This is a genomic window from Streptomyces sp. NBC_01142 (genome assembly GCF_026341125.1).
GTDB lineage: Bacteria > Actinomycetota > Actinomycetes > Streptomycetales > Streptomycetaceae > Streptomyces.
This window is the reverse complement of the sequence record NZ_JAPEOR010000002.1, coordinates 90762-111814: the sequence shown is the minus strand read 5'-3', so window position 1 is coordinate 111814 and position 21053 is coordinate 90762. Positions and strand designations below refer to the sequence as shown.

Here is a 21053-nt window from a genome sequence, read left to right as displayed (position 1 = left end):
GAGGCAGCGTCCCAGCCGTGGGCGCGTGGGCGCGGTGCCGGGCCGGGGCTTCCCCAGAACGGGGGACGTCTCAGGGGGTCTGTGGCTCGGAGCCGGAGCCGGAGCCGGAGCCGGAGCCCGCGCCCGGACCGGAACCGGAGCCCGCGCCCGGACCGGAGCCGGAGTCGTACGTCGAGGTGCCCGCGTCCAGCAGTGGCCCCTGCTCCTTCATATGGGCCGGGGCGAAGGCGCGCAGCACGTGGTATCCGGTGATGACGACGATCGTGCCGAGCGCGATACCGCTGAGCTCGAAGTTGTCCGTGATCTTCAGGCTGACACCGCCGACGCCGATGATGATGCCCGCAGCGGCCGGCACCAGATTCAGCGGATTGCGCAGATCCACCCCGGCGCTGATCCAGATCTGGGCGCCGAGCAGGCCGATCATGCCGTACAGGATCACGGTGATGCCGCCGAGGACGCCGCCGGGGATCGCGGCCACGACCGCGCCGAACTTCGGGCAGAGACCGAAGAGGAGAGCGAAGCCGGCGGCCGCCCAGTAGGCGGCGGTGGAGTAGACGCGGGTGGCGGCCATGACGCCGATGTTCTCGGAGTACGTGGTGTTGGGCGGGCCGCCGACGGCGGTGGAGAGCATGGACCCCGCTCCGTCGGCCGCGATCGCCGTGCCCAGCTTGTCGTCGAGCGACGCACCGGTCATCTCGCCGACGGCCTTGACGTGTCCGGCGTTCTCGGCGATCAGCGCGATGACGACCGGCAGTGCGACCAGGATCGCCGACCATTCGAAGCTCGGCGCGTGGAAGGACGGCAGTCCGATCCAGTCGGCCTTGCCGACACCGGAGAGGTCGAGCCGCCAGTGGTCGACGGCCTCGGCGCCGCCCACCGGGGAGTTGATCCTGCCGAAGATCCTGTCGAGGACCCAGGAGAGCAGATAGCCGAAGATCAGCCCGAGGAAGATCGCGATACGGGAGAAGAAGCCGCGCAGACAGACCACGGCCAGTCCGGTGAACAGCATCACCAGCAGGGCGGTCCACTGGTCCTGCGGCCAGTACGTCGACGCCGTCACCGGCGCCAGATTGAAGCCGATGAGCATGACCACCGCGCCGGTCACGATCGGCGGCATCGCGGCATGGATGATCCGTGCGCCGAAGCGCTGCACGGCGAGGCCCGCGAGGAAGAGTGCGGCGCCGACGACGAAGACCGCGCCGGTGACGGTGGCGCTGTCGCCCCCCGAGGCCCGGATCGTCGCGGCCACGCCGACGAAGGAGAGCGAGCAGCCGAGGTAGCTGGGAACCTGGCCCCGGGTGGCCAGCAGGAAGATCACCGTCGCGACACCGGACATCATGATCGCGAGGTTGGGGTCCAGGCCCATGAGGACCGGCGCAACGAAGGACGCGCCGAACATCGCTACGACGTGCTGGGCGCCGAGTCCCGCCGTACGCGGCCAGGTCAGCCGCTCGTCGGGGCGTACCACGGCTCCGGGAGCGGGGGTCCGCCCGTCGCCGTGCAGGGTCCAGCGCACGCCGAGTGTCACGGGTGGCTCCATTTCTCCGGTCGCAAATGATCAGCGCAATGTTAGTGCGCCTTCCGGGGGCGGGCTCCATCCGTGAATCGTGCGCACGCCATTGTCCGGGCTCGGGTCAGTCACGCTCTCAGGGTCTCGTTCATGAACTCTGTTCACATATCCGACAGCCGCGTACACGCAGGGCAGCCGCGTGCTGGTCAGGCTCGACGCCGTCACCCTGTGGCCCGCCTCCTGGCGTGAGGCGTTCAGGACTGCCGGTCGGGAACCGCTGTGTCCGCAGCGCTGACCTTCGCACTCTCCCGCCCGGCCGAGCGCAGCACCCCCGCGCCCACCGTCAGGCCGAGTGCGAGTGCCGTCACCAGGGCGAACGACATCACCAGGCTCGTCGTGTCGGCGACCGCGCCGATCGCCGCGGGGGCGATCAGCCCCGAGGTGTACGTGATGGTGGCGACGCCCGCGATGGCCTGGCTGGGATGGGGGCCGCTGCGCCCGGCCGCGGCGAACGCGAGCGGCACGACGACGGCGACACCGAGCCCGATGAGCGCGAACCCGCCCATGGCCACAGCCGGATGGGGCGCCACGACCACCAGCAGGCCGCCCACCGTGGCCAGCACACCGCCCACCCGTACCGTGCGCACCGGGCCGAAGCGGTCCACGATCCGGTCGCCGGCGAGCCGCGCCACCGTCATGGTCAGCGCGAATGCGGTGGTGGAAGCGGCCGCGAGACCGGCCGAGGTGTCCAGTACGTCTCGCAGATACACCGCCGACCAGTCCAGGGACGCGCCTTCCGCGAACACGGCGCAGAACCCGACCGCGCCGATCACGACCGCCGACCTGGGCGGCAGCGCGAAACGTGGCGGCGGCTCCTCGCCGGGGGTGCTGCGCAGATCCAGTACGCCCTGACAGGCGATCAGCCCGAGCGCTGTCAGGGTCGCGGCCGCGAGGGCGTGGTGCAGCCGGGCGTCGCTGCCCAGATGGGCGGCGAGCATGCCGCCGGCCGAACCGATCAGCGCACCGGCGCTCCACATGCCGTGCAGACCGGACATGATCGAGCGGTCGAGACGGTTCTCGGTCTCGACGCCCAGGGCGTTCATCGCCACGTCCGACATTCCCGCCGTGGCGCCGTACACGAACAGCGCCGCGCAGAGCGTCAGTACGTTCGGGGCGAGGGACGGCAGGACCAGCGAGAGGGTCCACAGTGCTGTCAGTCCGCGCAGTGCGTTGCGGGCGCCGAAGCGGTGGCTGACCGCCCCGGCCAGCGGCATCGCCACGGAGGCGCCGAGCGCGGGGAAGGCGAGCGCGAGGCCGAGCTGGCCCGCGCTGACCGCGGCATGGTCCTGGATCCAGGGGATACGCGTGGCGAAGCTGCCGGTGACCGCGCCGTGCACACAGAAGACGGCGGCGACCGCGAACCGCGCCCGCTTCAACTGGCTCCTACCGAAGATCACTTCGCTCGGCATACTGACGTCCCTCCCCTGAGAATGTACGGCCCGTAAACTATCAGGGACCCTGCCTGATAAATAGTGGCGACAGTCGTCTGGAAGGATTCCGGCATGCCCGCATCCCCGAGTACCGCCCGGGCCATCAACGACAGGCTCGCCCTCCGACTGCTCCAGCAGGAGGGCCCGTTGACGGCAGGGCAGCTGAAGACCAAGACCGGACTCTCCCGTCCCACCGTCGCCGACCTGGTGGAGCGGTTGCAGGAATCCGGTCTGATCCAGGTCGTCGGCGAGTCGGGCGCGGAGCGCCGCGGTCCCAACGCCCGGCTGTACGGGATCGTCGCCGACCGCGCGCACCTCGCCGCCCTCGACGTACGCACGCAGAGCGTGAGCGTCGTCGTCGCCGATCTGCTCGGGGTCACCCTCGCCGAGGCCTCGCTGCCCATCGGCAGCGACACCGGCACCGAGCCCGCCGTCGAGCGGGCGGTCGCCCTGCTCGAGCGCACGGCCGAGGCGGCGGGTGCGGCCCGGCTGCACAGCGTCGGCATCGGCGCGCCCGGCCTGATCGACCCGGTCACCGGAGAGCTGCGCGACACCAGTGGCCTGCCCGCGTGGCACCGCCGGCTCGTCGCCGCCCTGCAGGAGCGGCTGCCCGCCAGGGTCGTCGTCGAGAACGAGACGAATATGGCGGCCGTCGCGGAACAGCGGCTCGGCGCGGCCCACGACCGCGACACGTTCGTCTTCCTGTGGCTCGGCCACGGGGTCGGAGCGGCCCTCTTCCTGGACGGCAGGCTCCGCCGCGGCGCGTCGGGCGGCGCGGGAGAGATCGGCTTCCTGCCCGTACCCGGCACGGCGGGCGTGCCGTCCGCTGTCGACTGCGACGGCGGCTTCCACTCGCTGGCCGGAGCCGCCGCGATCTGCGCGCTCGCCGCCCAGTACGGAATCGAGGGGACGGACTCCCAGGAGCCCCTGGCCGCAGGGCTCGTAGGGGCAGCCGTGACGGCAGGCCGGGGCGACTTCCTCGATGCCCTCTCCCGCCGCCTCGCCCTCGGTGTGGCTGCGGTCGCCGCCGTGCTCGACCCGGGCTGTGTGGTGCTGGGCGGGGAGGTCGGCCACGCGGGCGGTGCCGACCTGGCCGGCCGGGTGCAGGCGCGGCTGGCCGAACTCTCGCCGCTGCACACGGAGGTACGGGCAGGGAAGCTGGGGGGCGCCGCGGTCCTGAGCGGTGCCCTGCTCAGCGCGCGCGAAGCGGCCCAGGAAGAGCTCTTCGCCCCAGGGGCGGGGATGCGGGCAGTTCTCGGGTGATCAGCGGAGGCGCCGCTCCAGGAACTGCTCGAAAGTGACCTTCCCGACGACGTGGCCCGGTGTCAGATGCGCACCACTGCGGTAGCCCGCGTACGCCTTGCCGGCCAGCCGCACCGGCAGCACCGGACGGCGGCGGCCGCGCGCGCGGAGGTAGGCGCGCGCCAGATCGCCGAGCGGACGGATCTCGGGACCGCCCATGTCCTCGACCCGGCCCGCCGGAGCGCCGGTGGCCAACTCGGCCAGCCGGCCGGCTACTTCACCGGTGTCGATGGGCTGGATGCTCACCCCCGCGGGCAGCGGCAGCACAGGCAGCCGGGCCGCCCCCGCCACCAGACGGAACACCAGGTCGTGGAACTGGGTCGTCCGCAGGATCGTCCAGCCGGGCCCGGAGGCGCCGGCCTCCTCGATCATCCGCTCCACCCTGTGCTTCATGCCGTAGTAGCCGAGCGGCAGCCGGTCCACGCCGACGATCGAGATGTAGAGGAGGTGGGGGACCCCGGCCCGCCGTGCCGCATCGAGCAGCAGCGCCGCTGCCGTGTCGTCGCCGCCGCGTGGAGTGGAGGCGCAGTGGACGATCGCGTCCACGCCCTCGACCGCCGTGTCCAGGCCGGTGCCGTCGCGCAGATCGACGGCGTACGGCGGGGAGTGGCGGCTGAGTACCCGTACCTCGTGTCCGCGCTCGCGCAGCCGGGTGCTCACGGCACTGCCCAGGGTTCCGGTACCGCCTGTCACCAGGATCGAGGTCATGGGACCAGCCTGCCAGTGCCACGGGACCGGCGAGGCGGGCCCGGCGAAGTGAAGCCCGGCGACGGCAAGGGCCGTTACTCCGCCGCCGGGCGGTCCGCCCCCCTCGACCCGAGGAGGTGTCGCAGAGACTAAAAGGACTAGACCAGTATGGTCAATGGGTCGAACCGAGCAAACCGCTTCCGGGTCGCCCCGCCCGCACATCCCGCCCCACTCCCTTCGCATCCCGCTCGGTTCCCGCCCGGCTCCCGCCCGGCTCCCGCCCGGCTCCCGCCCGGCTCCCGCCCGGCTCCAGCTCGGTTCCCGCTCGGCTCCAGCTCGGCCGACTCGGTCACGCTCGGCCCCGGCTCGGTTCCGGCTCGGGTTCCGGGCTTGTGAGCCAGCCCACAGCCGCTCACCCGCATGGCCCACGACCGGGCGTGGCAGACTGGCCCTGTATCAGCAGCAGCGCACTCCGGGGTCGGTGTAATTCCGAACCGGCGGTTATAGTCCGCGACCCGTCCGCATCCAGCGGCCGGTTGACCAGGTGAAATTCCTGGACCGACGGTGAAAGTCCGGATGGGAGGCAGTGCGCGGCGGGCGACCCTTGCGGTACGCCGGCCGTTCTCGCTGGTCGTCGTTTCCGGCGACCGGTGTCTTCGGCCTCGGTGTTCCAGTGTGGCGTTGTCCCGCTCTCTGTCGTCATCGACAGGCCCCGGAGTCCGTGCCCGAAGAGGCAGGAGGATCCGGTGGCCACCGCAGATGGGGGCACCCCCAGGCAGAGCTCCGGGGGAGCACACGCCATGCGCCGGGCGATTCGGCTCGCCGCCCGCGGACTCGGTTCCACCAGCCCCAACCCGGTCGTCGGGTGCGTCATTCTCGATGCCTCCGGACAGCCCGCCGGCGCGGGCTTCCACCAGCGCGCGGGCGGCCCGCACGCCGAGGTCCACGCCCTGCGCGACGCCGGAGAGCGCGCCCGCGGCGGCACGGCGTACGTCACCCTCGAACCCTGCAACCACACCGGCCGCACCGGCCCCTGCGCCCAGGCACTCATCGACGCCGGGATCGCCCGGGTCGTCCACGCGGTGAGCGACCCGAACCCGCAGGCCACAGGCGGCGCGGACACCCTGCGCGCGGCCGGGGTCGAGGTGGAGCAGGGGCTCCTCGCCGACGAGGCGGAAGCGGGCAACATCGCCTGGCTCACCTCCGTACGCCTGGGCCGCCCCTATGTGCTGTGGAAGTACGCCGCCACCCTCGACGGCCGTATCGCGGCGCAGGACGGCACCAGCCGCTGGATCAGCTCGCCCGCATCCCGCGCCGACGTCCACCGGCTGCGCGCCGAGGCCGACGCGGTGATCGTCGGCTCCGGCACCGCCCGCGCCGACGACCCGCACCTCGCGGTACGCGGCATCGAAGGAGCGGTGCAGCCGCTCCGGGTGGTCGTCGACACCAACGCCGGCGCCGTGAAGCCCGGCGCGCGGGTCCTGGACGACGCCGCGGACACGCTCGTCGCGGTCGCCGAGGACGTCGCGTACGAGGACACCGCGTATCTGCCGGAGGTCGTACGCCTCCAGCGCACCGCCACCGGCCTCGACATCCTCGAACTGCTCGGCGTCCTGCACCGCAGGGGCGTCCGTTCCGTCCTCCTCGAAGGCGGCCCCACCCTGGCCGGCGCCTTCGTCGCCGCGGGCGCCGTCGACAAGGTCGTCGGCTATCTCGCCCCCGTACTGCTCGGCGCGGGCCCGGCCGCCCTCGCCGACGCCGCAATCACCACCCTTACCGAAGCGTTGCGGCTCGACGTCACCGAGACCGTCCGCATCGGCTCCGATCTCCGTATCACCGCCGTCCCTGTCACTCCTGCCCCGAAGGAGCACTGAAGTGTTCACCGGAATCGTCGAAGAGCTGGGTGAGGTCACCGCCGTAGAGAATCTCGGCGACTCCTACCGCTTCCGACTGCGCGGCCCCGTCGTCACCGAAGGGGCGAAGCACGGCGACTCGATCGCCGTCAACGGCGTCTGCCTCACCGTCGTCGACTTCGGCGAAGGCGAGTTCACCGCCGATGTGATGGCCGAGACACTCAACCGCTCCAGCCTCGGCGCGCTCGAGACCGGGTCCCGCGTCAACCTCGAGCGGCCGATGGCCGTCGGAGGCCGGCTCGGCGGGCACATCGTCCAGGGACATGTCGACAACGTCGGCACCGTCCTTGAGCGCAAGCCGTCGGAGAACTGGGAGATCGTCAAGGTCTCCCTCCCCGCCGACCTGACCCGCTACGTCGTCGAGAAGGGTTCGATCACCGTCGACGGCGTGAGCCTCACGGTCGTCGACGCGGGCCCCGACTACTTCACCATCAGCCTCATCCCCACGACCCTCGCGCTGACCACGCTCGGCATCAAGCAGCCGGGCGACCCGGTCAACCTCGAGGTCGACGTCATCGCCAAGTACGTCGAGCGGCTGCTCGGCGCCGACGCCGCGGGCAGCAGGGAGACGGCCGAGTGAGCGCCCTGTCCTGGCTGAACGCGGAGGCCTTCTCGGTCCTCGACCAGCGCATCATCTGGTCCGACATGATCGGCAACACGATCGGTCTCGTCGCCCTGGCCCTCGGCTGGCTGCGATCGATCTGGACCTGGCCCGCCCAGCTCCTGTCCGGAATCGTGCTGGTCGCGGCGAACCTCTCGGTGCAGCAGGCGGGCGGCGTCGGCAAGCAGATGGTGGTCATCGCCGTCGCCGTCTGGGGCTGGCAGCAGTGGACCCGCGGCCGGCAGCAGGCCCAGAACGGCTCCATCGCCGTCCGCTTCGCCACCTGGCGCGAGCGCGGCTACCTGCTGGGTGGCGCGGCCCTCGGCACCCTGGCCGTCGGCGGTCTCTTCACCGCCTACCCGTCGCTCTCCTGGAGCCCGTGGGCGGACGCGTACATCTTCGTCGGCACGCTCGTCGCCATGATCGCCCAGGCCCGCGGCATGGTCGAATTCTGGTTCGCCTGGCTGCTCGTCGACCTCGTCGGCGTACCGCTGAACTTCTCCGGCGGCCTTGCCTTCTCCGGTCTCATCTACGTCGTCTACGGCGCGCTCGTCCTGTGGGGCCTGCGCGACTGGTGGCTGCGCTCCCGAGCGAGCGTGAAGCCTGCCCTGGAAGGAGCAGCAGCATGACTGCACTGCCCGCCTGGTACTCCACCGACAACGTCGAGGATCTCTCCCTCGACCCGGTGGAGCAGGCCATCCGCGACATCGCCGCAGGCCGGCCCGTTGTGGTCGTCGACGACGAGGACCGCGAGAACGAGGGAGACCTCGTCATCGCGGCCGAGAAGGCCACGCCCGAGATCGTCGCCTTCATGATGAGCGAGTGCCGCGGCCTGATCTGCGCCCCCATGGAGGGCGAGGAGCTGGAGCGGCTCGACCTGCCGCAGATGGTCGAGCGCAACACCGAGTCGATGCGGACGGCCTTCACCGTCTCCGTCGACGCGGGCCCGGCCCACGGCGTGACCACCGGCATCTCCGCCGCCGACCGCGCCACGACCCTGCGCATGCTGGCCGGCGGCGAGTGCGAGCCGGCCGACTTCGTACGGCCCGGCCATATCTTCCCTCTCCGCGCCAAGCCCGGCGGCGTGCTCGTGCGCAACGGCCACACGGAGGCCGCGGTCGACCTGGCCCGGCTCGCGGGCCTGCGCCCGGCCGGTGCGATCGTCGAGATCGCGGGCGAGGACGGGGTGATGCTGCGGCTGCCCGAGCTGATCCCCTTCGCCCGCAAGCACGGCCTGACGATCATCTCCATCGAGGACCTGATCGCCTACCGTCGCTCCTCCGAGCCGACCGTCAAGCGCGAGGCCGAGGTCAACCTCCCCACCGCGCACGGCCTGTTCACCGCCTACGGCTACCGCTCCACCGTCGACGGCATCGAGCACGTCGCGCTCGTCCACGGCGAGATCGGCGACGGCGAGAACGTGCTGGTGCGCGTCCACTCCGAGTGCCTGACCGGCGACATCTTCCACTCGCAGCGCTGCGACTGCGGCCCCCAGCTGCAGGCCTCCATGGAGGACATCAACCGGGCCGGCCGCGGCATCGTCGTCTATCTGCGCGGCCACGAGGGCCGCGGCATCGGGCTGCTGTCCAAGCTGCGCGCGTACGAACTGCAGGAGCGCGGCCGCGACACCCTCGACGCCAATCTCGAACTCGGGCTGCCCGCCGACGCCCGCGACTACGCCGCGGGCGCGCAGATCCTCCAGGACCTCGGCGTACGCAGCCTGCGGCTGATGACCAACAACCCCGACAAGATCACCGCGCTTGTCCGGTACGGCCTCACGGTCCACGGCCGCGAGCCGATGCCGGTCCAGGCGGGCGAGCACAATCTCCGGTATCTGCGCACCAAGCGGGACCGGATGGGACACGACCTGCCCTGGCTCGACGCCGCCGGCGTGTCCACCTGCGGCAACCAGTAGGACAGCACAGCAGCACAACACGTACGTCAGTAAGCGTAAGAGGAGAGACATGAGCGGCAAGGGTGCACCCGAACTGTCCGTCCGCAACTGCGGCGATCTGCGGGTGGCGGTGATCGCGGCCCAGTGGCACGAGAAGGTCATGGACGGACTCGTCGACGGCGCGCTGCGCGCGCTGCACGAGCTGGGTATCGACGAGCCGACGCTGCTGCGCGTCCCCGGCAGCTTCGAGCTGCCGGTGGTCGCCAAGGTGCTGGCCGGCCGCGGCTACGACGCGATCGTCGCGCTCGGCGTCGTCATCCGTGGCGGCACACCGCACTTCGAGTATGTGTGCCAGGGCGTCACCAACGGCCTCACCCAGGTCACCGTGGACACCGGTGTCCCGATCGGATTCGGCCTCCTGACCTGCGACACCGAGGAGCAGGCGCTCGACCGGGCCGGCCTCGAGGGGTCGAACGAGGACAAGGGCCACGAGGCGGTCACCGCCGCCGTCGCCACCGCCGCCACGCTGCGCACCGTCAGCGAACCCTGGCGCTGAGTGGCCCGGGCTCACCCCTTACCCTGGGACCATCATGGCGAACAAAACCTTCGAAGAGCTCTTCGCCGAGCTGCAGCTCAAGGCCAAGAACGGCGACCCGGCCACCTCCCGTACCGCCGAACTGGTGGACAAGGGCGTGCATGCCATCGGCAAGAAGGTCGTCGAGGAGGCCGCCGAGGTGTGGATGGCCGCCGAGTACGAGGGCAAGGAAGCCGCCGCCGAGGAGATCTCGCAGCTGCTGTACCACGTCCAGGTGATGATGGTCGCCCGCGGGATCTCCCTCGACGACGTCTACGCCCACCTCTGAGCACCGCCCCTTCATCTCCGTACACGCGAACAAAGGAAGCCCGTCTCATGCTGCGCATCGCCGTGCCCAACAAGGGTTCACTGTCCGGACCTGCGTCGGCGATGCTCCATGAGGCCGGCTACCAGCAGCGCAAGGAGTCGAAAGAGCTGGTGCTGGTCGACCCCGAGAACGAGGTCGAGTTCTTCTACCTGCGCCCGCGCGACATCGCGATCTATGTGAGCTCCGGCAAGCTCGACATCGGCATCACCGGACGCGATCTGCTCCTGGACTCCGGCGCCAACGCCGAGGAGATCCTCCAGCTCGGCTTCGCCCGCTCCACCTTCCGCTACGCCACCAAGCCCGGCATCGCGACGGGCGTCGGCGACTTCGGCGGAATGACGATCGCCACCTCCTACGAGGGCATTGTCGCCAAGCACCTCGCCGACGAGGGCATCGACGCCTCCGTCGTCCACCTCGACGGAGCCGTCGAGACGGCGATCCAGCTGGGCGTCGCGCAGATCATCGCGGACGTCGTGGAGACCGGCACCAGCCTGCGCAACGCCGGGCTGGAAGTCATCGGCGAGCCGATCATGAAGTCCGAGGCGGTCGTCATCCGCCGCACCGGCTCGCCCGCCGACGACCCCAAGGTGCAGCAGTTCCTGCGCCGCCTCCAGGGCGTCCTGGTCGCCCGCAGCTACGTGATGATGGACTACGACTGCCGGGTCGAGCACCTCGAGCAGGCAGTCGCCCTCACCCCGGGCCTCGAGTCCCCGACCATCTCGCCGCTGCACCACGAGGGCTGGGTGGCCGTCCGCTCCATGGTGGCCGCCAAGGAAGCGCAGCGGATCATGGACGATCTGTACGACCTCGGCGCGCGGGCGATCCTCACCACGGCCATCCACGCCTGCCGCCTCTGAGGATGTCCGACACCATGCCCGCCCCCGCGCCCCAAATCCCCGCACTCCCGGTCACGTTCCGGCCGACCCGCACCCGGATCGTCCTGCTGACCGTGGGCGCGGTGATGTTCGCCGTGATCACCGCCGTCGCGCTGCTGCTGGAGAAGCTGAGCGCGGGGGAGCGGAGCAGCTTCATCTTCACCGCACTGGTCTTCTTCGGCGTACTGGCCCTGCTGAGCCGCCCCAAGGTCGTCGCCGACGACAGGGGCGTCACGGTCGTCAATCTCACCCGTACGCGCCAACTGGAGTGGGCGGAGATTCTGCGGGTCAACTTGCGCCCCGGCGACCCCTGGGTCTTTCTCGACCTCAGCGACGGCACCAGCCTGCCCGTGCTCGGCATCCAGCCGGGCATCGCCAAGGCGCACGCCATCAGCGACGCCCGCGCGCTGCGCGCCCTCGCAGAGACCCGCGGCACCCGCCCGGACGAGGTCTGAGCGGCGATGCCCCTGCCGCGTAGGCGCCCGGCTTGACTACTCTGGTGACGGCGGCGCCGAGTGCGCCCCGTCCCGCACCACACGGCCACGCCCGGCCCGCGGGACACCTGCGACCCGAGGAGTGACTCCCTCCAGCAATGGACGGATCGTCCGGTAGTACCTGCGCCGCCCCCTCCAAGGAGGCGGCGGCATGATCATCCCCCTGCTGCTGCTTGCCGCAGCGTTCCTCCTGATCCTCGCCAACGGCTTCTTCGTGGCGGCCGAGTTCGGCCTTGTCACGGTGGAGCGGCCCGATGCCGAACGCGCCGCCGCCGAAGGCGACCGCCGCGCCCGCCGCGTCGTCACAGCGCTGCGGGAGCTGTCCTTCCAGCTGTCCGGCACCCAGCTCGGTATCACCATCACCTCGCTCGTCGTCGGCATGCTCGCCGAACCCGCGCTCGCCCAGCTGCTGGACGGGCCGCTGACCGCGACCGGACTGCCCGAAGGGGCCGTCGCCGGAGTCGCGGTGGCGATCGGGATGCTGCTCGCCTCCGCCGTCCAGATGGTGATCGGCGAACTCGTTCCCAAGAACTGGGCGGTTTCCCGCCCGTTGCAGGTCGCGCGGTTCGTCGCAGGACCGCAGCATCTCTTCTCGACCGCCTTCCGGCCGGTCATCACCCTGCTCAACGCCGTCGCCAACCGTCTCGTGCGGCTGCTGGGTGTCGAGCCCACCGAGGAGCTGGCGTCCGCCCGTACCCCCGGTGAGCTGATGTCGCTGGCCAGACACTCGGCACGAGCCGGCACGCTGGAGCAGGACACCGCGGATCTGTTCGTACGGACCCTCTCGCTCGGCCATCTCACCGCGCAGCATGTGATGACCCCCCGGGTGAAGATGAGCGCCCTGCAGAGCGACGCCACCGCCGCCGACGTCCTCAACCTCACCCGCGCCACCGGCCTTTCGCGCTTCCCCGTCTACCGGGAGCGCATCGACGAGATCGTCGGCATGGTGCACCTCAAGGACGCCCTCGCGGTGCCGGCCGGCGAACGGCTGCGCACCCGGGTGGACCGGGTCGCCGTGCCGCCGCTGCTGGTGCCCGAGACGCTGCCCGTGCAGCAGCTCCTCGAGCGGCTGCGCAGTGAGCAGCCCATAGCCGTTGTCGTCGACGAGTACGGCGGCACGGCCGGGGTCGTCACCCTCGAGGACATCATCGAGGAACTCGTCGGCGAGGTCCGCGACGAGCACGACGCCGAGGCCGACGCGCGCCCCGAACTCGCCTCCGTGGCCGCGGAGGAGGGCAACCCCGCCTGGGAGGCGGACGGCAGCTGCCGCGTCCTCACCCTGCGCCGGATAGGCCTCGATGTGCCCGACGGCCCGTACGAGACGGTGGCCGGCCTCGTCGCCGATCTGCTGGGGCGCATCCCCGCCCCCGGCGACCGGGCCGAGCTCCCCGGTTGGCGGCTCTCGGTGCGTCAGGTCGACCGCTACCGGGCCGAGCGGGTACGCCTGGTGCGCACCGCCGCCGTCCCGGCCATGACGGAGGCGGCCCGATGAGCGTCCTCCCCCTCCTGTTCGCGATGCTGCTGGTGCTGGCGAACGGGTTCTTCGTCGGGGCCGAGTTCGCCCTCGTCTCCGTACGCCGCAGCCAGATCGAACCACTGGCCGCGGAAGGTTCCTCCCGGGCCCGGCAGGTGCTGCACGGGCTGGAGAATCTGCCGCAGATGATGGCGGCCGCGCAGTTCGGCATCACCATCTGCTCGCTGACCCTCGGCGCGGTGGCCGAGCCGACGGTGGCACACCTGCTGGAGCCGGTCTTCCACGCGGCCCATGTGCCCGAGGGGCTGATCCATCCCCTCGGCTATGTCATCGCCCTTGCCGTGGTCGTCTTCCTGCACCTCGTGATCGGCGAGATGGTCCCGAAGAACCTGGCAATGGCAGCCCCGGAGAAGACCGCGCTCTGGCTCAGCCCGGGCCTGGTCGGCTTCGCCCGGCTGTGCCGACCGGTCACGGCGGCGCTCGGCGCCTGTGCCCGGCTGGTGCTGCGGGCATTCCGTGTGGAGCCGAAGGACGAGGTGGAGGCCGTCTTCACCAGCGAGCAGCTCAACCGTCTTGTCGAGGACTCGGGCCAGGCGGGGCTGCTCGAGCCCGCCGAGCAGGAGCGGCTCGAGGACGCGCTGGAGCTGGGCAGCCGCCCGGTGATCGATGTGCTGATCGCCCGCTCCTCCCTGGTGACGGTCGCCCCTTCGGTGACCCCCCACCGGATCGAGGAGCTGACGGTACGCACCGGCTACTCCCGTTTCCCGGTCTGCGCGGAGGGCGAAGGCCCGTTCATGGGCTACCTCCATGTCAAGGACGTCCTCGATCTGGAGGACGGCGAGCGGGCGGTGCCGCAGCACATCTGGCGGCCCATGGCGACCCTGCGGGCGGAGCTCCCCCTGGACGACGCGCTCACCGTGATGCGCCGTGCGGCCACCCACCTCGCGCAGGTCGCGGACGCCTCCGGGCGGGTGCTGGGTCTGGTCGCCCTGGAGGACGTCCTGGAGAAGCTGGTCGGCGAGGTCCGTGATCCGTCCCACCGGGTGACGGTGCCCCGCGCGCCGGAAGCTCCCAGGGACACCGCCCTGGACAGTGCCCTGGCCGGCTAGCGCCCGCCGGGCTCAGCCCCGGGGAGGGTCCTGCGGGCCGCGGTCCACCGGACCGCGGCCCGACAGGACCTCGCCGTACGCCTGCATCAGATCGGGCAGCCGCAGTGTGGACAGGTCCTCCCGGGTCGGCGTACCCGGGTATCCGGACAGCCGCAGATCGCGGTAGGCGCAGCTCTTCTCGTACAGCGTGCGCAGAAAACGGCCGTTGCCGAGCTCGTCGATCCAGCCCTGGTCGACCACATGCCCGCTGATGGAGCGCAGTTCCTCGCGCACTTCCTCGTCCCACACATCGCCGTTGTCGGCGGCCAGCACCTCGCCGATGGCGGTCAGCTCCAGGGGGCGGTACGAGGGGAAGTCGACCCGGGTGGTGAAGCGTGAGGACAGGCCGGGATTGGTGGCGAGCAGCCGGTCCATGCCCTCCGGGTAGCCGGCGAGGATGACCACCAGGTGGTCGCGGTTGTCCTCGGCCCGCTTGAGGAGGACCTGGAGGGCTTCGTCGCCGTATGCGTCGCCCTTGGTGTAGCCGGAGTTGGAGAGGCTGTACGCCTCGTCCACGAACAGCACCCCGCCCAGCGCCGAGTCGATCAGCTCGTTGGCCTTCACCGCCGTCTGTCCCAGGAACTCGCCCACCAGATCCGAGCGCTGGGCCTCGACCAGGTGGTCGCCGCCGAGCAGACCGAGTGCGAAGAAGACCCGGCCGAGGATGCGGGCGACGGTGGTCTTGCCGGTGCCGGAGGGGCCGGAGAAGACAAAGTGGCGTTTGGGCGGCTGGACCGGGAGCCCCTGGCCTGCGCGCAGCCGGGCCATCTTCAGCTGCGCGGACAACGCCTTCACCTGCCGCTTCACCGGCTCCAGGCCCACCATCCGCTCCAGCTCCGCCAGCGCCTCGGCAAGCAGCACCGGATCGGTGGAGCCTGCCGGGAACTGTGGGGGAGCGGGCTGCGCGGGCACGACCGCCTTGTGCCGCAAGGCGTCGGCCGGCACCGCAGGCGTCGCGGGCACAGCGCCCGGGAGCTGCGTCTGCGCATCGGCGCCGAGCCGCGGCTCGGCCGCGAAGGGGGCTTCCCCGTCGGCCTGCGCGTCCACCGCGTCCTGGCCGAAGCCGGCCAGCGACACGGCCGCGAGGCCCGCCGAGTCCTCGTACCCGTCGATCCCGTCGTACTCGGCGATCGCCGCGAGCCGGGCCGAGGTGTCCATGAAGGCCGGGTCGATCCGGTGCACCGCCCGGTACAGCGGCAGGGCGGCCGCGCTGCGGCCGGTGCCCTCGTGAGCCCGCGCCAGCCAGTAACGCAGCTCCTTGCGCTGCGGCTGTTCGCTGCGGCAGCGCATCAGGGCGGAGGAGAGCAGCGGCTCCGCCTGGCCGTACATCTCCTGGCGCACCCGGGCCATGCCGCCGAAGAGCCCGGCTTCGATGCCCAGCATCGGATCGTTGACCAGCGGCTCGGTGTGGCGTACGAGCTGCTCCCAGTCCTTGACCAGATACGCCCGGCAGGCGTGCAGAAAACGCACCTGGGGGTCGGCATCGACCGGGGGGAGCCCGGCGAGCGCCCGGTCGAGCTCCGGCACATGGCGGCCGTCGAGCCAGTGGGAGGCGTGGGCGAGCAGCAGATCGCGGGGACTCTCCAGCACCGGCTGGACCCACCATCCCAGCCAGTACCAGGAGTTGAGGGTGCGGCGGTGACGGGCGCGCTGCTCGCCGAAGCGCTCGCGGGTGCGGTACATGCGCAGCAGTGCGGTGGTGGTGTCGACGCGCAGCGCGTGCAGGCCGAGCCAGCCGTCGGCCATCTCGGGATCGAGCCGCACGGCAGTGCGGAACTCCTCCTCCGCCTGTGGGTACGCACCCATGGTGTAGGCGTCCACGCCGCGAACCCAGGCGAGGTCGGCCGGGGCCTGTGCGCCGTGTGTGCCGATGTCCAAAGGGCCCGCCATATCCCCCCACAAACCGTGCACCTGTGATGTCCCGCCGGGCGAGCGCCCGTCGGCAGCGTACTGAACGACCGTGCCGTGGACGGGAATTGACCCCACCGAGGTGCATCGTACCTGCGCAAAGGGGTGGCGACTAAGACCGCCGCGAGTGACCCGGTGACGGTGACCCAGGGTGAGCGAGGGGTGGGGTGTGTCGCGGGAGAAGGGGGGTGGGGGCAGAACGAAGCCCCCGATCACGGGGGAACAACCGGGGGCTCCGCGTCTGCGGCGGCTCCGGAAAGCCGCACATTGAGAACGTAAGACCTGTACGCCCCCTCGGTCAAGCAGAGTTGAGGCACTCTTGAGGGCGATTTCCGACTGCTCAGTATGGTGGGGTGGCGCCGTCACTGTACGTGATGATCTGGTTCGGCCGTGCTGTCGCAGGAGGCCCCGGGAGCCACTCGTACCCCTCCTGCCACTCGCGTACCAGGGCATCTGCATACGGACGGGAGGGGTCCGCCGAGAAATGGCGTGTCTCCGCCACCGTCCATCCGTCCCAGAATGCGGACAGCTCGCTGCCGTCGCGGCACCGTCCCCGGGCCCAGGACTCCCCGGCGTCCCGCTCCATCCACAGCAGCCGGGCGAGGTGGGGGCGCAGGGCTCGTCGCCCCGCTCCCACTCCCTCGATGAGGACGACGGGGGACGGCGCGAGGAGCCGTGGGGGCCCGAAGCGGCGCAGATTCCAGTCGTACGGGTTGTAGTGCGCGACCTCGCCGCGCGAGAGCGGTTCGATCACCTGGGCCAGCAACCGGTCCGTCCAGGCGAAGAGCTCCTCGTGGGTGGCCAGATCGTCGAGATGCAGCACCGGCACCCCGCTGTCGCCCCCGCCCCCGTCGGCACCGTCCGCATCCGAGGCCGCATCTGTGGCTGCATCTGTGGCTGTGGCTGCGTTTGCGTCTGCGTGGCCGAGCGCCGCCGCGAGCCTGGCCGCGAACGTGCTCTTGCCCGACCCCGCGTGGCCGTCGACCGCGACCAGGCGCACCGGGCCGCACGAGGGCGCGAGCGCGCGCAGCGCCGCGGCCTGCCGGCAAAGGTCGTCGTCCATGGGGCCACCCTAGGAGAGCGGCGCAGCCCACCGCAGGTCACGCCCAGTGGGTCAGACCAATATTGGTCGAGCAACGCGGCCCGAGGTGCTGGCAGAAGTCCGCCCGGACCCGCGATAGTTGCCCCACTGTCGCGCACCCGATTTGGGGGTCCCATGGCCAGATCCACATCGCGCAGAACCGTGCTGGGCGCCGCCATCGCGGCTGCGGCAGGTGCGGGCGCGCTGTCCTCCGCCGCCCCGGTCGCTGCCGCCGCGCCGACCGCGGGGGCCGGGCGCTCCACCCGGATTCCCCGCGCCGCCCCCCAGGTGGACAACCGTTTCTGGGCCTCGTACGCCGACTGGCGCTCGGGTGTCGCGGCCGGCACTCAGGCGGTCGCGAGTCGCCGCCCCGCTCTGGTCATTGCCCACCCGGCGGGCCGCACCGCCTACACCGACCCGCACACCGGACGGAGTGCGACCTGGGAGTACGCCACCTGGACCTCGCCCGTCCACTCCTCGACGGTGCCCGCGACCGAGGTCATCGCCTCCTGGAACGCCCACACCCCGGCCGGGACCTGGCTCCAGGTCGAGCTGCGGGGCCGCTACTCCGACTCCACCCGGACGCCGTGGTTCGTGATGGGCCGCTGGGCGTCCGGCGACGGCGACATCCGCCGTACCTCGCTCGACGGCCAGAGTGACGGCAAGGCCGCCATCTGGACCGACACCTTCTCGATCGACGACGCGGCGAGCGGGCTGCGGCTGGACTCGTACGAGCTGCGGCTGACCCTCTACCGCAAGCCGGGCACCAAGCTCACGCCCACCGTGTGGCGGCTGGGTGCGATGGCGTCCGACATCCCGGACCGGTTCGGCGTCCCCGCATCCACGCCCGGCGTCACCCGTGAGCTGCCCGTACCGCGGTACTCGCAGAACACGCACGTCGGCCAGTACCCGGAGTACGACAACGGCGGCGAGGCCTGGTGCAGCCCCACCTCCTCCCAGATGATCGTCGAGTACTGGGGCCGTAAGCCCGCCGCCGCCGACCTGGCCTGGGTGAATCCCGCTTTCGCCGACCCGCAGGTCTGCCACGCGGCCCGCTTCACCTTCGACCACCAGTACGACGGCTGCGGGAACTGGCCCTTCAACGCCGCCTACGCCGCGACGTACCGGGACATGAGCGCCGTCGTCACCCGGCTCTCCTCGCTCACAGAGCTGGAGACGCTGATCCGGGCGGGTATCCCGGCCATAACGTCGCAGTCCTTCCTCAAGGAGGAACTGACCGGGGCGGGCTACGGCACTGCCGGGCATCTGATGACCGTGATCGGCTTCACCGCCGACGGCGATGTGATCGCCAACGATCCGGCCTCGCCCAGCAATGACGCCGTACGCCGTGTCTACCGGCGCGCCGAGTGGGAGAAGATCTGGCTCCGCACCAAGCGCCACAACGCGAGCGGCAATGTGGTCTCCGGCACAGGCGGTGTCTGCTACCTGTACTGGCCGGCCCATCCGACAGCCGCCCAACGCCGGGCTCTGGCGGCCGTCGGCATCCACTGAGGCACCGGGCCGGCCCTTGGGGGCAGTGACGTACGTCTCTACCCCGGGGCCGGTATCGCTGGCACTGTGGTCGGGTCACGGGGGGACGTCCACCTGCCAGACGACTGAACGAGACGCACCATGACCGCCACGGCCACGGCCACCGCCATAGCCACTGCCTCAGCCGCCACCGCCGAGCGTGCCGAAACCCGCACCCGCACCGGCGGCCCCGAGGACGGCTCCAAGATCCTCGAGCATGTCCTCGGCTGGACCCTCGTGGTCGTCCTCGCGATGCTCGTCACCCAGGCCGGACTGCTGTAGACACCTCGGCGAGAACGCCTGGCCCGCGGGGCCGGATCAGGACGCCTGCGGAGTCGTGCCGTTCGCCTGGGCGAGTGGGGGATGGTGCTGTCGGCCATCGGCCCGCTTGGCGTGAATGCGATCAGAACGGCCGGGGAACGACAGAAGGACCGGACCAGTCGAACTCATGGTTCGGACCAATTTCAACGAACGGCGACCGCGCGGTGCACGGGGTACCGAACCGCTCGGTGATCACCCGATGACCGCTCGGTGACCGGGTCGTGAGCCGGGCGACGGGAGGTTGCCGGAACGATTCCTGCCCACCCGTGACGGGCGCCCGCTGATCGGGCATACTCAACGCGCCACAGCCGCCGCCGAAGCTCTTTCGTGATCCGAAAGGGCAGCATCGGCCTGGCAGGAAGACCGGCGGCGCGCCCACACCCTTCGCGCGCGACCGTCGCAGCGCCCGACAGGGAGGAGAGCGCCGTAATGCCCGACCGCGCCCCGCAGCCGGTGGAACGTCAACTGCCCACCGAGGAGTCCAGGGATCTGATCACCCTGGTACGCGACATCGTCCAGCGGGAGATCGCCCCCCGGGCGGCCGAGGAGGAGGACTCCGGGCACTTCCCGCGCGAGATCTTCTCGCTTCTGTCCGAGTCCGGACTGCTCGGGCTTCCGTACGACTGCGAGTACGGCGGCGGTGACCAGCCGTACGAGGTCTACCTCCAGGTCCTCGAAGAGCTCGCCGCCGCCCGGCTCACCGTCGGCCTCGGCGTCAGCGTCCACTCGCTCGCCTGCCATGCGCTCGCCGGCTACGGCACCAAGGAGCAGCAGGCCGAGCATCTGCCCGCCATGCTCGGCGGCGGGCTCCTCGGCGCGTACTGCCTCTCCGAGCCCTCCTCCGGCTCCGATGCCGCATCCCTGCGCACCAAGGCGGTACGGGACGGGGATGCCTGGGTCATCACCGGGACGAAGGCGTGGATCACCCACGGCGGGGTCGCCGACTTCTACACCGTCCTGGCCCGCACCGGCGGGGAGGGCGCCCGCGGCATCACGGCCTTCCTGGTTCCGGGTGACGTACCGGGCCTGAACGCCGCCGCCCCCGAGAAGAAGATGGGGATGAAGGGCTCGCCCACCGCCCAGCTCCACTTCGGCGGGGTGCGAGTGTCCGATGCCCGCCGCATCGGTGAGGAGGGCCAGGGATTCGCGATCGCGCTCTCCGCGCTCGACTCGGGGCGGCTCGGCATCGCCGCCTGCGCCATCGGCGTCGCCCAGGCCGCACTGGACGAGGCCGTCGCGTACGCGACAGGACGTCAGCAGTTCGGCCGGCCCATCGCCGACTTCCAGGGGCTGCGCTTCATGCTCGCCGACATGGCCACCCGGATCGAGGCGGGCCGTGCGCTCTATCTCGCCGCCGCCCGGCTGCGGGACGCCGGACAGCCCTTCTCCCGGCATGCCGCCATGGCCAAGCTCTTCTGCACGGACGCGGCCATGAGCGTCACGACCGACGCGGTCCAGGTGCTCGGCGGCTACGGCTACACCCTGGACTTCCCCGTCGAGCGCTATATGCGCGAGGCCAAGGTGCTCCAGATCGTCGAGGGCACCAATCAGATCCAGCGCATGGTCATCGCCCGTCACCTGGCCGGGCCTGAGACGCGCTGACCCGCCCGCTCGGTGACGGCGGCGCCGTGAGCCTGCTCCACTCGGGGTCGCGGCGCCCCGGCAGCGTCTTGCCGCTGCTCGCCCACTGGCGCAGCAGCTCCCCGTAGATGGGCGGATCGGCCGGATGCGGAACCGATTCTTCAGGTGCCGGCGCCGCCAGCCGACGCCGACCGTGAGCGGTCGCGGAGTACAGCAGGGTCATGTCTGGCCAACGTCCTGCGCCCCGGCGGGGTTACCGCCGGGGCGAATCGGGCGCCAGTTCACTCCTTACTCATCCGTACTCATCCGCGACTCGGGGTGACACGAGAACGGCTCCCGGCT

Annotated in this window: 19 protein-coding genes, 1 pseudogene and 1 riboswitch; of the genes and pseudogenes, 15 read left to right on the top strand and 5 right to left on the bottom strand. The window is 71.2% G+C overall.

Annotated features, from left to right (window positions below):
• Nucleotides 1-70: 70 nt before the first annotated feature.
• A complete protein-coding gene (locus OG883_RS17820) occupies nucleotides 71-1528 on the bottom strand; it encodes a uracil-xanthine permease family protein (protein ID WP_266541991.1) in 1458 nt (485 codons plus the stop codon).
• A 163-nt stretch (nucleotides 1529-1691) separates the two neighbouring features.
• Here OG883_RS17820 and OG883_RS17815 point away from each other — a divergent pair.
• A pseudogene (locus tag OG883_RS17815) lies at nucleotides 1692-1805 on the top strand (acyl-CoA thioesterase); the annotation flags it as partial.
• Here the strand turns inward: OG883_RS17815 and OG883_RS17810 are convergent.
• The gene (locus OG883_RS17810; protein ID WP_266541988.1) at nucleotides 1765-2979 is read right to left on the bottom strand and encodes an MFS transporter; all 1215 of its coding nucleotides are present in this window, start codon (nucleotides 2977-2979) and stop codon (nucleotides 1765-1767) included. The pseudogene OG883_RS17815 and the gene OG883_RS17810 overlap by 41 nt on opposite strands.
• Nucleotides 2980-3072: 93 nt before the next feature.
• On the opposite strand from OG883_RS17810, the gene OG883_RS17805 reads away from it, so the two are divergent.
• Entirely contained in the window at nucleotides 3073-4263 is a 1191-nt protein-coding gene (locus OG883_RS17805) for an ROK family transcriptional regulator (RefSeq protein WP_266541986.1), read from the top strand.
• Here the strand turns inward: OG883_RS17805 and OG883_RS17800 are convergent, their stop codons facing one another.
• Nucleotides 4264-5010 (bottom strand): SDR family oxidoreductase, encoded by a 747-nt coding sequence (locus OG883_RS17800; RefSeq protein WP_266541983.1) that lies wholly within the window; start codon nucleotides 5008-5010, stop codon nucleotides 4264-4266. It abuts the gene before it with no gap.
• 442 nt (nucleotides 5011-5452) lie between these two features.
• Nucleotides 5453-5583: riboswitch (FMN riboswitch) on the top strand.
• A 206-nt stretch (nucleotides 5584-5789) separates the two neighbouring features.
• Here OG883_RS17800 and ribD point away from each other — a divergent pair.
• The 10 genes from ribD (at nucleotide 5790) to OG883_RS17750 (ending at nucleotide 14251) form a co-directional block, all read left to right on the top strand.
• A complete protein-coding gene (gene ribD / locus OG883_RS17795; RefSeq protein WP_266541981.1) occupies nucleotides 5790-6863 on the top strand; it encodes a bifunctional diaminohydroxyphosphoribosylaminopyrimidine deaminase/5-amino-6-(5-phosphoribosylamino)uracil reductase RibD in 1074 nt (357 codons plus the stop codon).
• 1 nt (nucleotide 6864) lies between these two features.
• Nucleotides 6865-7482, top strand: coding sequence for a riboflavin synthase (locus OG883_RS17790; protein WP_266541980.1), 618 nt, complete (start codon nucleotides 6865-6867; stop codon nucleotides 7480-7482).
• Nucleotides 7479-8132 carry a nicotinamide mononucleotide transporter family protein gene (locus OG883_RS17785; protein WP_266541977.1) on the top strand — a complete coding sequence of 218 codons (654 nt, stop codon included), beginning with the start codon at nucleotides 7479-7481 and terminating at the stop codon, nucleotides 8130-8132. The genes OG883_RS17790 and OG883_RS17785 overlap by 4 nt, the downstream gene beginning before the upstream one ends.
• The gene (locus OG883_RS17780) at nucleotides 8129-9418 is read left to right on the top strand and encodes a bifunctional 3,4-dihydroxy-2-butanone-4-phosphate synthase/GTP cyclohydrolase II (RefSeq protein ID WP_266541975.1); all 1290 of its coding nucleotides are present in this window, start codon (nucleotides 8129-8131) and stop codon (nucleotides 9416-9418) included. The genes OG883_RS17785 and OG883_RS17780 overlap by 4 nt, the downstream gene beginning before the upstream one ends.
• 49 nt (nucleotides 9419-9467) lie before the next feature.
• On the top strand, nucleotides 9468-9953 hold the full coding sequence (gene ribH, locus OG883_RS17775; RefSeq protein WP_266541972.1) for a 6,7-dimethyl-8-ribityllumazine synthase: 486 nt from the start codon (nucleotides 9468-9470) through the stop codon (nucleotides 9951-9953).
• Nucleotides 9954-9987: 34 nt separating this feature from the next.
• Nucleotides 9988-10260 carry a phosphoribosyl-ATP diphosphatase gene (locus OG883_RS17770; RefSeq protein ID WP_142215995.1) on the top strand — a complete coding sequence of 91 codons (273 nt, stop codon included), beginning with the start codon at nucleotides 9988-9990 and terminating at the stop codon, nucleotides 10258-10260.
• A gap of 47 nt (nucleotides 10261-10307) precedes the next feature.
• On the top strand, nucleotides 10308-11156 hold the full coding sequence (hisG, locus tag OG883_RS17765) for an ATP phosphoribosyltransferase (RefSeq protein WP_266541970.1): 849 nt from the start codon (nucleotides 10308-10310) through the stop codon (nucleotides 11154-11156).
• A gap of 2 nt (nucleotides 11157-11158) precedes the next feature.
• On the top strand, nucleotides 11159-11629 hold the full coding sequence (locus OG883_RS17760) for a PH domain-containing protein (protein WP_266541967.1): 471 nt from the start codon (nucleotides 11159-11161) through the stop codon (nucleotides 11627-11629).
• A 190-nt stretch (nucleotides 11630-11819) separates the two neighbouring features.
• The gene (locus OG883_RS17755) at nucleotides 11820-13160 is read left to right on the top strand and encodes a hemolysin family protein (protein ID WP_266541964.1); all 1341 of its coding nucleotides are present in this window, start codon (nucleotides 11820-11822) and stop codon (nucleotides 13158-13160) included.
• Entirely contained in the window at nucleotides 13157-14251 is a 1095-nt protein-coding gene (locus OG883_RS17750; protein ID WP_266541962.1) for a hemolysin family protein, read from the top strand. The genes OG883_RS17755 and OG883_RS17750 overlap by 4 nt, the downstream gene beginning before the upstream one ends.
• A 12-nt stretch (nucleotides 14252-14263) precedes the next feature.
• Here OG883_RS17750 and OG883_RS17745 read toward each other — a convergent pair whose 3' ends face one another.
• Both OG883_RS17745 and OG883_RS17740 read right to left on the bottom strand, forming a co-directional pair.
• Nucleotides 14264-16180 carry an AAA family ATPase gene (locus OG883_RS17745; protein ID WP_266541960.1) on the bottom strand — a complete coding sequence of 639 codons (1917 nt, stop codon included), beginning with the start codon at nucleotides 16178-16180 and terminating at the stop codon, nucleotides 14264-14266.
• A 358-nt stretch (nucleotides 16181-16538) separates the two neighbouring features.
• Complete coding sequence (locus OG883_RS17740; protein ID WP_266541957.1) at nucleotides 16539-17261, bottom strand: uridine kinase; 723 nt, start codon at nucleotides 17259-17261, stop codon at nucleotides 16539-16541.
• A gap of 153 nt (nucleotides 17262-17414) precedes the next feature.
• Here OG883_RS17740 and OG883_RS17735 point away from each other — a divergent pair, with 153 nt between their 5' ends.
• The 3 genes from OG883_RS17735 (at nucleotide 17415) to OG883_RS17725 (ending at nucleotide 20732) form a co-directional block, all read left to right on the top strand.
• Nucleotides 17415-18791 carry a peptidase C39 family protein gene (locus OG883_RS17735; RefSeq protein WP_266541954.1) on the top strand — a complete coding sequence of 459 codons (1377 nt, stop codon included), beginning with the start codon at nucleotides 17415-17417 and terminating at the stop codon, nucleotides 18789-18791.
• 120 nt (nucleotides 18792-18911) lie between these two features.
• A complete protein-coding gene (locus tag OG883_RS17730) occupies nucleotides 18912-19091 on the top strand; it encodes an SCO1431 family membrane protein (RefSeq protein WP_266541951.1) in 180 nt (59 codons plus the stop codon).
• Between the two features lie 468 nt (nucleotides 19092-19559).
• Complete coding sequence (locus OG883_RS17725; RefSeq protein ID WP_266541948.1) at nucleotides 19560-20732, top strand: acyl-CoA dehydrogenase family protein; 1173 nt, start codon at nucleotides 19560-19562, stop codon at nucleotides 20730-20732.
• Nucleotides 20733-21053: the final 321 nt, after the last annotated feature.

Bases quoted from the DNA above. Each gene is read 5' to 3' on its own strand.
- OG883_RS17810 (WP_266541988.1), bottom strand. From the start codon at position 2,979: ATGCCGAGCGAAGTGATCTTCGGTAGGAGCCAGTTGAAGCGGGCGCGG.
- OG883_RS17805 (WP_266541986.1), top strand. From the start codon at position 3,073: ATGCCCGCATCCCCGAGTACCGCCCGGGCCATCAACGACAGGCTCGCC.
- OG883_RS17800 (WP_266541983.1), bottom strand. From the start codon at position 5,010: ATGACCTCGATCCTGGTGACAGGCGGTACCGGAACCCTGGGCAGTGCC.
- ribD (WP_266541981.1), top strand. From the start codon at position 5,790: ATGCGCCGGGCGATTCGGCTCGCCGCCCGCGGACTCGGTTCCACCAGC.
- OG883_RS17780 (WP_266541975.1), top strand. From the start codon at position 8,129: ATGACTGCACTGCCCGCCTGGTACTCCACCGACAACGTCGAGGATCTC.
- ribH (WP_266541972.1), top strand. From the start codon at position 9,468: ATGAGCGGCAAGGGTGCACCCGAACTGTCCGTCCGCAACTGCGGCGAT.
- OG883_RS17770 (WP_142215995.1), top strand. From the start codon at position 9,988: ATGGCGAACAAAACCTTCGAAGAGCTCTTCGCCGAGCTGCAGCTCAAG.
- hisG (WP_266541970.1), top strand. From the start codon at position 10,308: ATGCTGCGCATCGCCGTGCCCAACAAGGGTTCACTGTCCGGACCTGCG.
- OG883_RS17760 (WP_266541967.1), top strand. From the start codon at position 11,159: ATGTCCGACACCATGCCCGCCCCCGCGCCCCAAATCCCCGCACTCCCG.
- OG883_RS17755 (WP_266541964.1), top strand. From the start codon at position 11,820: ATGATCATCCCCCTGCTGCTGCTTGCCGCAGCGTTCCTCCTGATCCTC.
- OG883_RS17750 (WP_266541962.1), top strand. From the start codon at position 13,157: ATGAGCGTCCTCCCCCTCCTGTTCGCGATGCTGCTGGTGCTGGCGAAC.
- OG883_RS17745 (WP_266541960.1), bottom strand. From the start codon at position 16,180: ATGGCGGGCCCTTTGGACATCGGCACACACGGCGCACAGGCCCCGGCC.
- OG883_RS17740 (WP_266541957.1), bottom strand. From the start codon at position 17,261: ATGGACGACGACCTTTGCCGGCAGGCCGCGGCGCTGCGCGCGCTCGCG.
- OG883_RS17735 (WP_266541954.1), top strand. From the start codon at position 17,415: ATGGCCAGATCCACATCGCGCAGAACCGTGCTGGGCGCCGCCATCGCG.
- OG883_RS17730 (WP_266541951.1), top strand. From the start codon at position 18,912: ATGACCGCCACGGCCACGGCCACCGCCATAGCCACTGCCTCAGCCGCC.
- OG883_RS17725 (WP_266541948.1), top strand. From the start codon at position 19,560: ATGCCCGACCGCGCCCCGCAGCCGGTGGAACGTCAACTGCCCACCGAG.